This window comes from Pseudomonadota bacterium (assembly GCA_039028935.1).
GTDB lineage: Bacteria > Pseudomonadota > Gammaproteobacteria > Steroidobacterales > SZUA-146 > SZUA-146.
The window spans coordinates 34711-48784 of record JBCCHD010000026.1 but is presented as its reverse complement, the minus strand read 5'-3'; the positions used below and the strand labels follow the sequence as shown (position 1 = coordinate 48784).

Annotated in this window: 16 protein-coding genes; 4 read left to right on the top strand and 12 right to left on the bottom strand. The window is 56.0% G+C overall.

Features of this window, described 5'->3' with window-relative positions; translation table 11 throughout:
- The 4 genes from AAF465_12380 to AAF465_12365 form a co-directional block, all read left to right on the top strand.
- Positions 1-387: hypothetical protein (locus AAF465_12380; protein ID MEM7083520.1), on the top strand; the 387-nt coding region annotated here is incomplete at its 5' end.
- Positions 384-794: an acyl-CoA thioesterase gene (locus AAF465_12375; protein MEM7083519.1), complete on the top strand. Its 411-nt coding sequence runs from the start codon at positions 384-386 to the stop codon at positions 792-794. The genes AAF465_12380 and AAF465_12375, both read left to right, overlap by 4 nt.
- Positions 795-922: 128 nt before the next feature.
- A complete protein-coding gene (locus AAF465_12370; protein ID MEM7083518.1) occupies positions 923-1978 on the top strand; it encodes a cyclic nucleotide-binding domain-containing protein in 1056 nt (351 codons plus the stop codon).
- Between the two features lie 161 nt (positions 1979-2139).
- On the top strand, positions 2140-2847 hold the full coding sequence (locus AAF465_12365) for a DNA alkylation repair protein (GenBank protein MEM7083517.1): 708 nt from the start codon (positions 2140-2142) through the stop codon (positions 2845-2847).
- Positions 2848-2875: 28 nt separating this feature from the next.
- Here AAF465_12365 and AAF465_12360 read toward each other — a convergent pair whose 3' ends face one another.
- The 12 genes from AAF465_12360 to rrtA form a co-directional block, all read right to left on the bottom strand.
- The gene (locus AAF465_12360; GenBank protein MEM7083516.1) at positions 2876-4504 is read right to left on the bottom strand and encodes a BCCT family transporter; all 1629 of its coding nucleotides are present in this window, start codon (positions 4502-4504) and stop codon (positions 2876-2878) included.
- 137 nt (positions 4505-4641) lie between these two features.
- Positions 4642-4980 carry a PilZ domain-containing protein gene (locus AAF465_12355; GenBank protein MEM7083515.1) on the bottom strand — a complete coding sequence of 113 codons (339 nt, stop codon included), beginning with the start codon at positions 4978-4980 and terminating at the stop codon, positions 4642-4644.
- The gene (locus AAF465_12350; protein ID MEM7083514.1) at positions 4977-5993 is read right to left on the bottom strand and encodes a DNA polymerase III subunit delta' C-terminal domain-containing protein; all 1017 of its coding nucleotides are present in this window, start codon (positions 5991-5993) and stop codon (positions 4977-4979) included. Before AAF465_12350 ends, AAF465_12355 begins: the two co-directional genes overlap by 4 nt.
- On the bottom strand, positions 5990-6667 hold the full coding sequence (gene tmk, locus AAF465_12345) for a dTMP kinase (protein MEM7083513.1): 678 nt from the start codon (positions 6665-6667) through the stop codon (positions 5990-5992). The genes AAF465_12350 and tmk overlap by 4 nt, the downstream gene beginning before the upstream one ends.
- A gap of 33 nt (positions 6668-6700) precedes the next feature.
- Positions 6701-7708 (bottom strand): endolytic transglycosylase MltG, encoded by a 1008-nt coding sequence (gene mltG / locus AAF465_12340; protein ID MEM7083512.1) that lies wholly within the window; start codon positions 7706-7708, stop codon positions 6701-6703.
- Entirely contained in the window at positions 7705-8514 is an 810-nt protein-coding gene (gene pabC, locus AAF465_12335; GenBank protein MEM7083511.1) for an aminodeoxychorismate lyase, read from the bottom strand. Before pabC ends, mltG begins: the two co-directional genes overlap by 4 nt.
- Before the next feature lie 40 nt (positions 8515-8554).
- Entirely contained in the window at positions 8555-9931 is a 1377-nt protein-coding gene (locus AAF465_12330) for an aminodeoxychorismate synthase component I (GenBank protein MEM7083510.1), read from the bottom strand.
- A complete protein-coding gene (fabF, locus tag AAF465_12325) occupies positions 9921-11165 on the bottom strand; it encodes a beta-ketoacyl-ACP synthase II (GenBank protein ID MEM7083509.1) in 1245 nt (414 codons plus the stop codon). The genes AAF465_12330 and fabF overlap by 11 nt, the downstream gene beginning before the upstream one ends.
- Before the next feature lie 207 nt (positions 11166-11372).
- Positions 11373-11606 (bottom strand): acyl carrier protein, encoded by a 234-nt coding sequence (acpP, locus tag AAF465_12320; protein MEM7083508.1) that lies wholly within the window; start codon positions 11604-11606, stop codon positions 11373-11375.
- A gap of 100 nt (positions 11607-11706) precedes the next feature.
- Complete coding sequence (fabG, locus tag AAF465_12315) at positions 11707-12453, bottom strand: 3-oxoacyl-ACP reductase FabG (protein MEM7083507.1); 747 nt, start codon at positions 12451-12453, stop codon at positions 11707-11709.
- Positions 12454-12495: 42 nt separating this feature from the next.
- Positions 12496-13428, bottom strand: coding sequence for an ACP S-malonyltransferase (gene fabD / locus AAF465_12310; GenBank protein ID MEM7083506.1), 933 nt, complete (start codon positions 13426-13428; stop codon positions 12496-12498).
- Positions 13429-13449: 21 nt separating this feature from the next.
- Positions 13450-14073 (bottom strand): rhombosortase, encoded by a 624-nt coding sequence (gene rrtA, locus AAF465_12305; protein ID MEM7083505.1) that lies wholly within the window; start codon positions 14071-14073, stop codon positions 13450-13452.
- Between the last annotated feature and the right edge of the window lies 1 nt (position 14074).

The window sequence follows — 14074 nt, the reverse complement described above, 5'->3', positions numbered from 1 at the left end:
GGGCGCAAAACAGGAGAAGGGTTTTACAAATGGAAAAAAGGACGCGCCGTGAAACCCGCAGTGCCGTCAGATTACGAACCCAGTCCTGATCTGATCGACCGATTAATGTTGCCGCTGATCAATGAAGCGGCCGCCTGTTTGCGTGAAGGCGTCGTGGACGATGCCGATTTGCTGGACGCAGGAACCATTTTTGGCTGTGGCTTTGCCCCCTTCACGGCGGGCCCCATCCACTACGCGCGGTCGCGTGGTATTAACGATGTACAGCGTTCGCTCGAGTCGCTCCAAACTGCCCACGGTGAGCGGTTTGCACCCGACGCTTACTGGCAAACACTGGACGCACCTGCTCCATTTGAAAAAAATGACGCCACAGATGAGGCGACGACGTGAGTGGCACAAGCGATAAGCGCCTGCTGCGGTCGGACGTCGGTGAACCGACTGTCCGAACGATGGCCATGCCCAAAGACGCCAACTGGCTGGGAGATATCTTCGGCGGCTGGCTGATGTCTCATGCCGATATTGCCGGTGCCGTGCTCGCCTATCGCCGCGCCTCGGGCAAAGTGGTGACGGTCGGCGTCAAAGATTTCGATTTCACGGCACCGGTGTACATCGGCGACGTAGTGACTTTTTTCACGCGTATCACGCGAGTTGGGCGCACGTCGGTTACGGTGTCGGTCAGGGTCTTTGCCGAACGTCCAGGGGCGCAGCCAGGTGAATACCTAGAGGTCGCATCGGGTCACTTTGTCTACGTTCATGTGGATGACCTTGGGAATGCAGTGCAAGTACCGGAAATTTAAGTTCAAAATTGTGTGATTCAGGTGGTATTTAGGCCCCCGGCGGTGTGGTAGACTCGCGCCATATTCGGGCAATAATTCGCCGTTAAATCAAGCCGCGGCCCGCTCCAACGTATCGAGTAAACGTCTACATGGCTGGCAAACACGTCACAACCAAAACGCTAAAGTCCCTGACGCCGCTTGACGGCCTCAAGGCCGAAAATCTGCAGGCGCTGGTCAAAAAGACCACCATTCAGGAGCTCGGCAGTGGGCGCTTCCTGTTCAAAGAAGGCGACCAGGAAAAGCGTACCGTGTACATCCTTAGCGGTGAAGTTGAGTTGCGTACCGACACCAAAGTGGTGCGGGTGGTAAAAGCCGGCACTGACGATGCCAACCATCCGTTAGCCCCGATGCTGCCGCGCAAAGTCAATGCCCGCGCTCGTACCGACATTGAGTACATTTCCATCGACAGTGACCTGCTCGATGTGATGCTCACCTGGGATCAGACCGGCTCGTACGAAGTCAATGAACTTCAAGGTAGCGATGACGCCGAGTCGGATGACTGGATGACCACCCTGCTGCAGGCAAAGGCATTTCACAAGATTCCGCCGGCCAATATTCAGGCCATTTTCATGAACATGCAGCGCGTGTCCCACAAAGCGGGCGATGTGGTGATCAAGCAGGGCGATGAAGGCGATTTCTTCTACGTAATCACCGATGGACGCTGCGCGGTCACCCGAGAAACGCCACTCAACAAAGACGGCATCAAACTGGCCGAGCTCAAAGCGGGCGACACGTTTGGTGAAGAGGCGCTGATATCGGAAGCTAAGCGCAACGCCACCGTATCGATGCTCACGGATGGAGCACTCATGCGATTGGCAAAAGATCACTTTAACAAGTTACTGAATGAGCCAATGCTCGATTGGGTCAATTACGATGAGGCGCTCGACATCATTAAGAGCGGTGGTAAGTGGCTCGACGTTCGACTGCCAAGCGAATTTGAGAATTTTCACCAAGAAGGCGCGATCAATATCCCGTTGTACTTTATTCGACTCAAACTCAAGGCGCTGGAAACTAACGTCAAATATGTCGTGTGCTGTGACACGGGTCGACGCAGCTCCGCGGGCGCCTATATCCTCAGCGAGCGCGGCTTCGATACGTACGTACTCGAAGGCGGACTGACCATGTCAGATGCCGATAACCTTTAAACGCGCATGCTCGAGGTTGCAGACCACGACACTCTACAACACTGCCCTACCCCTTTACGCCACAACACTGTGATCGGCGAGCCAAGATGCAGGCTAGGCACCGCGCAGATATTGCCACCAGCGGGAGCTACGCTCAACCATTACCTCGGAAAGCGTAGACCATGACTTCCGCCCGCGATATCCAAACGGTAATTCGTCGATTGGCCGACCCGAAGCAAGCCAAACGCGCTACGCGATTCTTCAAAACGGGTCCGGGTGATTACGCGGAGAACGATCAATTCTTGGGTATTCGCACGCCGGTACTCCGAGCCCACGCCAGACAGTTTCGCGACACGTCGGTGACGCAGATTTTCCGACTGCTCAAATCGGTGTACCACGAAGAACGGCTGCTGGCTTTATTTATGCTCGTGCAAAAATTTGGTCAAGCCGATGAAAAACAACAAACTTCGATTTTTAAACGGTATTTGGCGCACCTCAAATACGTCAATAACTGGGACTTGGTAGACAGCTCGGCTTACCAGATCATTGGTCGCTACTTATTCACACGCGATCGTTCAGTGTTATACACACTCGCCCGTTCGCCCAGCCTTTGGGTCCGGCGTGTTGCAATCGTTTCGACCTACCACTTTATAAAGAACGGCGACTATAAAGATGTGCTTCGGTTATCGAAGTTACTGATCAATGATAAAGAAGACCTCATCCACAAAGCGGTTGGCTGGATGCTGCGTGAGGCCGGCAAGCGCAGTCTCGATAAGCAGAAGTCATTTTTAAAAAAATACTCAATCGACATGCCGCGAACAATGCTGCGATACGCGATCGAAAAATACCCAGAGCAAGAGCGTAAACGCATTCTTAAAGGGCGATTCTAAAAGGCCGCGGCCCGTCCAACCACCCCGACTAATTTTCGCGAGCCGGTTCTTTGTCCACATTGACACCACCCTGTGCAAACATCGACTTAATCAACGATGCGCCCATCAGCACCATTACAACCGAAAAGGGCAGCGCAGCGATTACCATCGCCGTTTGAATCGCTTTGAGACCACCGGCCAATAGTAAGACCGCCACCATGAGTCCTAACACCAAGCCCCACACGATGATATGCCGATTATCTCGATGACTTGCTCGGCCCGCTGCGCTGATGGTGTTCACAACTAACACCGCCGAGTCGGCGGTGGTAACCAGAAAAGTCATGAGCAACACGACGATAAGGATCGCCATCAGCCACGCTAACGCTGGCGACAATAAGAGCTCAACCATAGCGTAAATCTTGTCTCCATCGGGGGCACCCATGATCGCGCCGTTAGCGACCCCAGAGAGCTCAAGATCAATGGCCGTGCCGCCCGCCCAGGTGAACCACACAAAACTCATGAGTGACGGCATGATCATGGCACCGATAACAAACTCGCGAACGGTGCGCCCTTTTGAAATGCGGGCGAGAAACATACCGACAAACGGCGCAAACGCTACGCACCAGGCAAAGTAAAAAACGGTCCAGGAAGTTTGCCAAGTTTGTAAGGCCGCTCCCTCTTGAGTGCCGTCGTCGCGCCACACCTGGAACATCAGTTCGGGCAAATTGATTATGTAGTCGAATAAACCCACTAGCAGCGACTGCAGACCGAACCAGGATGCACCGAACAGCAAAAAGAAGCTCAGCAAAAAGAAACTCAATACCAGATTGATGTTCGACAGCCATTTGATGCCTCTACCGACACCCGACAGCGCCGACGCGATGGTCAGCGCCAAAATCGCCGACATCCCGAACACGATGGCGGTGGAGGAAGCGGTGCCCTGCTCATTTAGCAACCATTCTCCTAGACCAATTCGATAGAGACCCGACACAAACTGCTCAACGCCATAACCCAACGCCTGGCCGGCACCAAGTAACGTGGCCACCACCGCCACGACATCGAAAAGGTGCCCGAGCTTGCCGGAGAGGGCCCGACCAAACAACGGCACGAGCGACGCTCGCACCGTGAGCGGCTGCTGTTGACGATAGGAAAAATACGCCATTGACAGGCCAACGAGCGCATAACACGACCAAGCGCCGATGCCCCAATGTAGAAACGAATACTTGTAGGCGTTACGAACATTCTCGACACTTCCGGCCTCGGCGAGTCCGAGAATGACTTCAGGATTGCTACCGAGGTGATAGAGCGGTTCGGCGATGGCCCAGGTGAGCATACCCACACCGATACCAGCGCCAAACATCATTGAGAACCAGGAAAAATACGAGAATTCGGGTTTATCGATCTCACTGCCGAGCTTCAGCCGGCCGGATGTCGGCCAGAGCGCGAGACCGAAGCAGAAGATAATAAATCCGGCGATGAGTAGGATGTACCACGCGGCAAAATTGGCGAGAATAAAGGTATTCAGTTGATTAAGAACGGCCCCCGCTTGCTCTTGAAAAAACACCGCCCACGCGATCAGCGCCCCTACCGCGAGCTTGGAGGTTATCGATACCGCACGAGAAAAACCCGCATAGAAACCGCTTTGCGCGGTTTTAATGAACAGAGTGGAGTCGGACACAGACGCTCCCGGAAACAGTCACATCCACGCCCTTCCCTGCCGGATGACAGAGTCTAGTGTAAAACACTTTTGAGGTTGGAATATACGCCAGACGATATGGCGCTGGTCAGATCAAACGCGATCGAATAGACGCCGCGTTACATGGTATGGGTGGGTTTGTCGCCGCCCAATGCACCCGCCAGGTAATTTTCGATCTTGCGCTGGGTATTGCCGCCGTCCTGTTCGCTAAATTGAACGCCGATCCCGGCCGTGCGTTTACCCTGAGCGCCTTTTGGCGTTAACCACACGACCTGTCCCGCCACCGGCAACTTTTCGCTTTCGCTCATCAGATTGAGCAGCATGAACACCTCATCACCGAGTCGGTAGGTGCTGTTTGTTGGTATAAATAGTCCACCGTTTTCAATAAACGGCATATAGGCCAGATACAAGGCACTTTTGTCCTTGATCGTGAGCGTCAAAAGTCCTGGCTTGCTCATTGGTGTTGATACTCCAGCCCCTGAGAATTCAGACCCTCCGCCCAGGGCGCCAGCAATGCTTCGATCATGAGCTGCTGATTCAGCGGACTGTCTAGCCGGGCTCGGGCACGTAAAACGGCATCCTGATAGCCAAGCAGTGCACTCAACTTAATCTCTCCGCGACCCTGACGCAAGGACTGTAAGTCGGTTTTGTGAGCCAGTTCTCCTTCTAAATCAAGTGCTTCAAGCGCCAACTGACGAATCATGGAGTAGAGCGTTCGAAGCCGAACGTCCAAATGCTCATCGGTCCAACCTGACGCCACTGAGATCACATCGGCTCGCCCGAGCCGAAGGCGACTCACATCCTCGATTACACTTGAATATATACTCTCAACACCTTGATTATAATACTTTTCTGCCTGAAAAGGAGCGCCGCCTGCCAAGGACAGGCACACGTCTCCCTCGGCCGATCCCAGCGCGTCGGTGAGCCAGGCTCGGCCCTCTGGGTAGGACGGCGCCGCGCACTCGATTCGCTGACAGCGACTCAGCACGGTCGCCGGTAGTGCTCGTGTTGAATGGCTCACGAGAATCAGCAAGGCGTCGCCCGGCGGTTCCTCGAGCGTCTTAAGCAGCGCGTTGGCCGCCGCCGTGGTCATCGTTTCTGCCGGTGCGATCAGCCCAATCTTGCGGTTGCCATACGACGGCGACAGATCCAGCTTGCCGATCAACTCACGAATTTGTTCAACACTGATGGTTTTTTTGTCCGCCGGCCTCAACACCTCGTGATCGTCGGCGTGATTGCCCGCACGGGCGACGACACACGAGCGGCAGATCCCGCAGGCCGGCACGGCGTGTTCGCCACACAGCGCCAATTCGCGAATGGCTTGGGCGAGGAGGTGCTTACCGACCCCCTCGGGGCCGGTGAGCATCAAGGCGTGACCAAGCCGGCCTCGAGCCGCATTGTCTTGAATCTGTTGCCATGGCGAGTGTAGCCAACTTGGAAGCGCGCGATCCGCGTCGCTTAGCGCGCTCATAGCGAATCCCTCACGGCGCCGGTACGCGCTTGATGAAATGCGGCCAATTCGCTCTCAACTTGCTGACGAACCTCATCGATCGAACGTTCAGCATCGATGATACGTATGCGTTCCGGAAAGCGCTCGGCCAACTCAAGATAGCCGTCTCGCACGCGCGCAAAAAAGTCTTGACGCTCTTGTTCAATTCGATCCTTCGCGCCGCGTCGGCTTGCGCGCTGAGAACCGGTTTCGACCGACACGTCAAACAGCAACGTCAAATCGGGCCATAGTGCCCCATGAACCCAATCAGCAAGCGCCTCGATACGTGACATACCCAGCTGTCGGGCTGCGCCTTGATAGGCCAGTGTTGCATCAGTAAAGCGATCGCAAATCACCCAGGCTCCGCGCTCTAGAGCCGGACGAATCACCCGGTCTAGGTGTTGCGCGCGTGACGCAAACATCAGCAGTGTCTCCGTGTCGGCGGTGGGCGCCTCAATGGCATCATGCCCATCGATACCCAAAACCAAATTACGAATCGTTTCGGCCAGCGGCGTGCCGCCTGGTTCACGTGTGCGCACCACTTCCTCAACGTGCTGACCGATCCAGTGTTCGATTGTGGGTACACACGTACTCTTCCCTGCACCTTCGATTCCCTCGAGGGTGATGAATGCACCGGATTGAGCATGCTGACTCATGATCGAATTCCTACTGGCCGACAATCACTCATGTCAGCGTCCCCGCGTGCGCGCCAGATAGCGCTGCACCGCTTCATTGTGTTCTTTAAGCGTTTTGGAAAAATAGTGTCGCCCATCGCCAAGCCCCGACGCGACAAAATACAATGTATCACCATCATCAGGCGTTACGGCTGCGTTCAGCGACGCGCGGCCTGGTAAGGCAATCGGCGTTGGCGGTAAGCCACCCCGTGTGTAGGTATTATACGGTGTATCGGTGGTCAGATGTTTACGCGTAATGTCGCCGCGATACGCCGCCCCTACGCCATAAATGACGGTCGGGTCGGTCTGCAACCTCATGCCTTTGTGCAGTCGACGAGCGAACACGCCTGAGATTTGCTCGCGCTCTTCGTCCGCCCCCGTCTCTTTCTCGATGATTGAGGCCATGATCAAGGCCTCATAGGCCGACATAAAAGGCAGTCCTTTTTGTCGCTGCGCCCAAGCACTGGCGAGTTGCTCACTCATTGCATCAAAGGCCTGCTGATAAACCGCAACGTCGGTCTGTCCGCGCGTAACGCGGTACGTATCTGGATAAAAACGCCCTTCTGGATGCACCTCAGCCTGACCGATTGCCGCCATGATTTCGGCTGTTGTGCTCACGGTCTGGACAAGCGCTGGATGGCTCGACACCGCGTCGCGCATTTGCTCGAATGTCCAACCTTCAATAATGGTCAGTGGGTAGCTCACGGTTTTGCCTTCGACCAGCACGGCGAGAAATTCCGCGGGTGTGGCGCCCGCCGGAATTTCGAACTCTCCGACCTTGAGTTGCCCGGCGAGCTCTTGCTGTCGGGCGTAGAGACTCAACACTCGCGGATAAGCGTAGCCGCGCGCGCTGAGATCGGCCGCCACATCTTGCATCGTCGCCCCTTGCGACACCGTGAACACCAACGCAGAATCGTTGTCATGCACGGGCACTGTCAGCCAATGTGAAAAGGCGCTCCACGCCGCCACGGCGCTCAACATGGCCACCACGGTCAATACCGCCGCCACCCGCTTGATCGTCATGCAATCGCCTCCAATGCTCGACGCGCTGCCTCGTCGAGTTGCTCATACACGGCGCTCTGCGTGAACACCGTGTCATCCAAGCGGTTTATGCGGCGCACACCGCGAATCGAGTTACACACCATTAGCTCACGAGCCTCGGCGAGCACATCGGCGTACAGATACTCCTCGTCGATTGCAACGGGCGAATTGTCGATAAGCCAGTCCCGCATGACGCCCCGCACACCGGCTGTATCCAATCGCGGGGTCACTATCCGATCACCCAACACAACGAGAAGGTTTGCACTCACTGCCTCAATGACGAACCCAAATTCATTGCACACCAGCCCTTCGTCGGCATCCGTTCCCTGTAACTCACGGGCGGCGAGCACCTGCTCGAGTCGATTGAGATGCTTCATACCGGCAAGTCGCGCGCTATTGCTCAGCGTTGTCGACAGTATCGTGCAGTGCTCGATCGGCGCCGCGGACGGACACGGCAACTGTTGCAGTATGCGCGTCGTGTCACCCGAGACGGGTGGCGCATAGCCTCTGCCCCCGGATCCTCGAGTGAGGATGAGTTTGACCACACATGGAGTGGTGTCCGCACCGAGCAAATGCTCGATTTCCGACTCCAGCGTATTGAGTTTAGGCGCACTCAATCCCAGTCGTTCGCAACCGCTTACGAGCCTAGCGTAATGAAAAGACCACAATGGAATGTGCGAACCGTTAAAGAGCATGGTTTCAAACAGGCCGTCGCCATAGGCCAATCCACGATCACTCACCGTGATCGCAGACGATGCGCTGCCGTTAATCAACGTGCGGCCATTCATCGGACACCCCTGCCGACGACGTGAGTTACGCCCTTAGAGGTCACGCGTCCACCTCGGTTTCTGTCATGATGGCCCGTATCAGTCCCTTTGCTTTAAACCCGGTTTCATCCAGTTCTTTGTGTGGATCGGAGTCAAACACAATGCCCGCACCCGCGCGTAAACTGACGCTGCCGTGATTGCGAACGATGGTTCGAATCAAGATATTGAGATCCCCACTTCCATCGTGATTGAAATAGCCCATTGAGCCGGTGTAAGGCCCGCGCGGTGTTCGTTCGAGTTCGGCGATAATCTCCATACAACGCACTTTGGGACAGCCAGTAATCGTCCCGCCTGGAAAGGTTGCTCGAATGGCATCACCGACCGTGACATCGTCTCTCAGTCGCCCACGCACATTCGACACAATGTGATGCACATGGGCATACGACTCAATGACCATGAGTTCGTTCACCTCAACTGAGCCTGGCTGACAGACTCTCCCGAGGTCATTACGCTCCAAATCGATGAGCATCACGTGCTCAGCCCGCTCTTTGGGATGGCCGATCAATTCTCGCCACAGCGCCTCATCGGTTTCCGACTCCTCGCTTCGTGGTCGCGTGCCGGCGATCGGGCGCGTGTCAATTTGACCATCATGTAGTGCGATCAGTCGTTCGGGTGAAGAACTAATAATGGCCAGATCCTGCCACACCGCTAGGCCCGCAAACGGACCGGGATTCGCCTGACGCAGACGCCGATACATTTCGGCATCGTGCCAACTGTCGATTGCGTCACCGTGCCACGCGCGCGACAGGTTGGCTTGAAACACGTCGCCATCGATTATGTATTGTTTGGCGCGCTTAACGGCCTCAACAAAGTGCTCGGATGGGTCATCCTCAAGCGGTCGTTCCAAGAGCGGCCGTACGGTGACTTCGCGGGTATGAATCTGACCAAAGTCCACTTCCATCTCATCCAGCGTATGAGCCATATCACGCTCGGCCACCATCCAAGTACGCTGTGTTGTGTGGCAATGAACGATGGCGCTGGGTATGCGCACGGCATACGCGATCGGCTGGTCTGTCGGCAGCGGCAAATTAAGAATCGGTTCGATTTGGGCGACAAGCTCGTAACCCAGGTACACGAACCAACCACCGCGAAACGGCAACGGCCCATGTTCATCTGTCTGGGCAGCCGTACTGGGCATGCCCAACTCGGCGTCCAGTTGCGCTAGAAAGTCGGGCGCATTGAGCAGCCCATTTTCATCGGCTCGCAACACGATATCCTGTTGCGGAAACGCAAACAGAATATCGAAGCGACCTTGCGGCGTGCCGTGCGCTGCGCTTTCGAGAATAAACGGATAGCGGCGTGGATTTAAACGATGAAGCGCAACAAAATCCGGGTGCGAATCGAGTTCGCGCACGTCCAATTGTGCATCAGACGACACGCGCAAACACAAGGGTACCGTTCGTGCCGCCAAAGCCGAACGAATTGCTGATCGCCACACTCAACGCCGCTTCGCGCGCGTTGTTTGGCACGTAATCAAGATCGCAGCCTTCTCCAGGCGTCTCCAGATTCATCGTGGGCGGCACTACCTGATCGCGTAGCGCCATGATTGAATAAATCGCCTCCACACCACCTGCTGCACCCAATAAATGACCGGTCACCGATTTGGTTGAACTGACGAGCAAGCGGTCGGCGTGCGCGCCAAAAGATCGTCGGATCGCGAGTGTCTCGGCACGATCCCCCAGTGGCGTGGAGGTGCCATGGGCATTCACGTAGTCGACTGCCGTCGGATCTATGCCGGCGTCGCGGATGGCGTTATCCATACACAGTGCCGCACCCGAGCCGTCTTCGATTGGCGCCGTGATATGAAACGCGTCGCCGCTCGCGCCAAACCCGATCAACTCGGCATAGAGATTGGCACCGCGTGCTTTGGCGTGTTCATACTCTTCCAGCACCAACACCCCAGCCCCGTCACCCAGCACAAAGCCATCCCGCTCCTCATCCCACGGCCGGCTAGCTTTTTCGGGCTCATCGTTACGGGTTGACATGGCTTTGGCGGAACAAAAGCCGCCAAGACCCAGCGGGCTCGTCGCCATTTCCGCACCGCCAGCAATCATGGCATCGGCGTCACCATACGCGATCGATCGCGCGGCATATCCAATATTATGCGTGGCGGTGGTACAGGCGGTCACAATGGCAAAATTGGGTCCGCGCAACCCTAGATCGATACTGACCTGGCCGGACACCATGTTGATGATGCTGCCAGGAATAAAAAACGGCGAAATGCGCTTAGGCGAATTCGCACCGAGGTATTTTTGGTGGTTCGTTTCAATTGTGCTGATGCCGCCAATACCCGCGCCGACAGCGACCCCGATTCGAGCAGGATCCGTCTGCTCGACGGACAGGCCAGAATCGTCCCAAGCTTGTTTGGAAGCCGCCACGCCGTAGTGAATAAACGGATCGGTCTTTCGCACCTGTTTGCGATCGATATAGTCAGCGGGCTCGAATTCGCGTACTTCCCCACCGATGCGCGTGGGAAATGCACTGACATCAAAACGCGTGATTGGCCCAATACCGCTATGACCCGCGACGACATTGGACCATGCTTCGCTTACTGTGTTTCCGACCGGCGACACAGTACCCATTCCTGTAATAACTACGCGACGTTTAGACACACCCTTATCCTGTTACGTTTATTGGCAATTGTTGCCGCGTATGAACGTCGGTTTGTGCTAATAAGCGTCATTCCGGCGTCAATACGCAGCGCCATAAAAAATGGCGGCGTCGACGTGGTTCGTCAGATCTGCCGCCATGATGTTCGAATCCAGTGGCCGAAAGGGGCCGACACTGTTATCGAGATTAGTGGACTCGAGCTACATCCATCAGTCCTGATGGTTATTGATGTAGTCGATGGCCAGCTGCACGTTGGTGATTTTTTCCGCCTCTTCGTCCGGAATCTCGCACTCGAATTCCTCTTCAAGTGCCATTACCAACTCAACTGTATCGAGTGAATCAGCGCCCAGATCGTCGACAAACGACGAATCGGGTTTCACAGTGTCTTCTTTAACACCCAGCTGATCGGCCACAATCTTGATGACCCGTGTTTCTATACTCATTACCCGTTTCCTCTCGGAGTTAACCTTGCTACTCGGTCACTTGACCGCGACGCTAGTGTAAGAGAATCGCAGCGAATTCGCCACTATGGTAAATCGGCCGTCAAGCCATGTGCATACCGCCGTTGACGTGCAGCGTTTCCCCCGTGATGTACGACGCCAAGTCCGATGCAAGAAACGCCACCGCAGCCGCTATGTCGTCGCCATGGCCGAGTCGACCAAGCGGAATTTTGCCCTCCAGTTCCAGTCGTTGAGACTCACTCAAAGCGGCCGTCATATCGGTTTGAATAAAGCCTGGGGAAACCGTATTTACAGTGATTCCACGCGTTCCCACCTCCTGAGCGAGCGCCTTGGTAAAGCCGATGAGACCAGCTTTGGCCGCCGCGTAGTTGGCCTGACCGGGATTCCCCATGGTGCCCACCACCGAACCGATACTAATAATTCGCCCGAAGCGCGCCTTCATCATGCCGCGCATCACGGCTTTGGAAAGTCGAAAAATCGCGGTGAGATTCGTATCGATGACGCTCGCCCACGCCTCTTCCTGCATGCGCATGAGCAACATATCGCGCGTTATTCCAGCGTTATTGACCAAAATGTCAGGAGTGAGATCGATCGCCGCAAGCCCTTTAAGCAAGCCATCGACTTGTTCGGGTTCCGTCACATTGAGCGCTGCACCGCGACATCCACGATACCCAGCCTCGTCAAATCGGGCACTGATTGCCTCGGCACCCGCCTCGGTCGTGGCCGTTCCGATTACGGTCGCGCCGCACTCAGCCAGTCGATCGGCAATCGCGCCGCCAATGCCGCGACTGGCGCCGGTCACCAGCGCCACTTTCGATTCGAGATCCAAATTCATTCCAAGCTCCTGACGCGTTGGCGTCGTAGCATCAACTCAACCGGTTGACGTGAGATGATCGATTGCGGTCGCCAGCGTATCTGGCGTATGCAACGGAAAGGTGGACACGGCCCTATCGATGCGCCTGGCCAAGCCGCACAACACCTTGCCAGGCCCACACTCCATCAGCGTCTCGACACCGCGGTCGGACATGGTTTGCACAATGCGCGTCCAAGGCACGGGACTATACAACTGTTCAACGAGCGCAGTGCGCGTATCACTCACTTCATCCACCCCCACATTGTGCAAAACAGGAATACGTCCCTCGCCAATGGTTGTGGTGGCAAGCGTATCGGCAAATCGTTCGGCTGCCGCCCTCATCAATGAACTGTGTGCGGGCACGCTCACCGGCAAGGGTTGAACGCGTCGCGCGCCGGCTTCTTTTGCCGCCGCCCCTGCCCGTTCCACGGCCGCAGCGTTACCCGCAATCACTACTTGACCCGGCGCGTTGAAGTTTACCGCCTCGACCACTTGGCCCTGCGCCGCGTGTCGGCACACATCGATAATGACCTCATCTTCTAAGCCGAGCACAACACTCATGGCGCCTTCACCTTCAGGAACCGCCTCTTGCATAAGTTCGCCGCGCGTGGCCACCAGCGCAACCGCTTCATCAAACGGCACCACATCGGCACAAACAAGCGCGCTGTATTCACCGAGGCTATGCCCCGCCATCACAGACGGCCTGAGCTCCGTTCGCGCGCAAAATAGACGCCATAGCGCAACGCTTGCGGTCAATATGGCTGGTTGAGTGACGCGTGTTTGATTGAGTGTCTCGGCCGGTCCCTCAGCGACCGTTTGCCACAGGTCATAACCCAACACGTGCGACGCCTCTTCAAACAGCGTGGTAACGATGGGCGCCTGTTCATGCATCTCGCTCAGCATACCGACGGCCTGCGAACCCTGACCGGGAAAGACCATTGCAAACGTCATGATTAAATCTCTATTTAACGACTAAGAGCGAGAAAATATACGCAGCCCAGCGGCTGGCGTAAACGGTTGGCGCCGATTCCACGCAATCGCCGCTAACAGGCCACCGATCGCGCCGTACAGATGCGAATTGACCCATACGGGGCCACCGCTTGTTTCAGCCGTCATAGGCAACGCGCCAAACGCTTGCTCGTAAGCCAACTTGGTGGTGATACCGAGCAGTAGCCATACACCGCCACGAACACCCCGCCAAAATTCATCCAGTGCGCCGGCCGCGAAGAGTCCATGCAAAACGCCCGACAGACCCACATACCACCCCAATTGGGTGTCGCGAAACCAAAACCCAAGGTCCATGACGACGATCGAGCACACCACAATCCACATCCCCACGGCAATGGAAAAACGTTCGCTAAACAACCACCACACCACCCACAACCCGGCCAAATTAAGCCACAGGTGAGACCAACTCAAATGCACAAGATGGGCGCTGAGCCAACGCCATACTTGGTGTTCGGCTAATTGATCGCGGTCGTAGCGCAACAACTCGCGCCACTCGGTTTCTCCCAGCGCAAACACCAGCGACACGAGCGAGATCACGGTTGGAAGCAACCAAATACGGAGACGTCGCGTACCCACAGAATCGATCATG

What these genes read in the sequence shown, in the direction of transcription:
- pabC (MEM7083511.1), bottom strand. Translation starts at nt 8,514, where the DNA reads ATGAATGGCCGCACGTTGATTAACGGCAGCGCATCGTCTGCGATCACG.
- AAF465_12355 (MEM7083515.1), bottom strand. Translation starts at nt 4,980, where the DNA reads ATGAGCAAGCCAGGACTTTTGACGCTCACGATCAAGGACAAAAGTGCC.
- fabD (MEM7083506.1), bottom strand. Translation starts at nt 13,428, where the DNA reads ATGACGTTTGCAATGGTCTTTCCCGGTCAGGGTTCGCAGGCCGTCGGT.
- AAF465_12350 (MEM7083514.1), bottom strand. Translation starts at nt 5,993, where the DNA reads ATGAGCGCGCTAAGCGACGCGGATCGCGCGCTTCCAAGTTGGCTACAC.
- tmk (MEM7083513.1), bottom strand. Translation starts at nt 6,667, where the DNA reads ATGAGTCAGCATGCTCAATCCGGTGCATTCATCACCCTCGAGGGAATC.
- mltG (MEM7083512.1), bottom strand. Translation starts at nt 7,708, where the DNA reads ATGACGATCAAGCGGGTGGCGGCGGTATTGACCGTGGTGGCCATGTTG.
- rrtA (MEM7083505.1), bottom strand. Translation starts at nt 14,073, where the DNA reads ATGATCGATTCTGTGGGTACGCGACGTCTCCGTATTTGGTTGCTTCCA.
- acpP (MEM7083508.1), bottom strand. Translation starts at nt 11,606, where the DNA reads ATGAGTATAGAAACACGGGTCATCAAGATTGTGGCCGATCAGCTGGGT.
- AAF465_12370 (MEM7083518.1), top strand. Translation starts at nt 923, where the DNA reads ATGGCTGGCAAACACGTCACAACCAAAACGCTAAAGTCCCTGACGCCG.
- AAF465_12365 (MEM7083517.1), top strand. Translation starts at nt 2,140, where the DNA reads ATGACTTCCGCCCGCGATATCCAAACGGTAATTCGTCGATTGGCCGAC.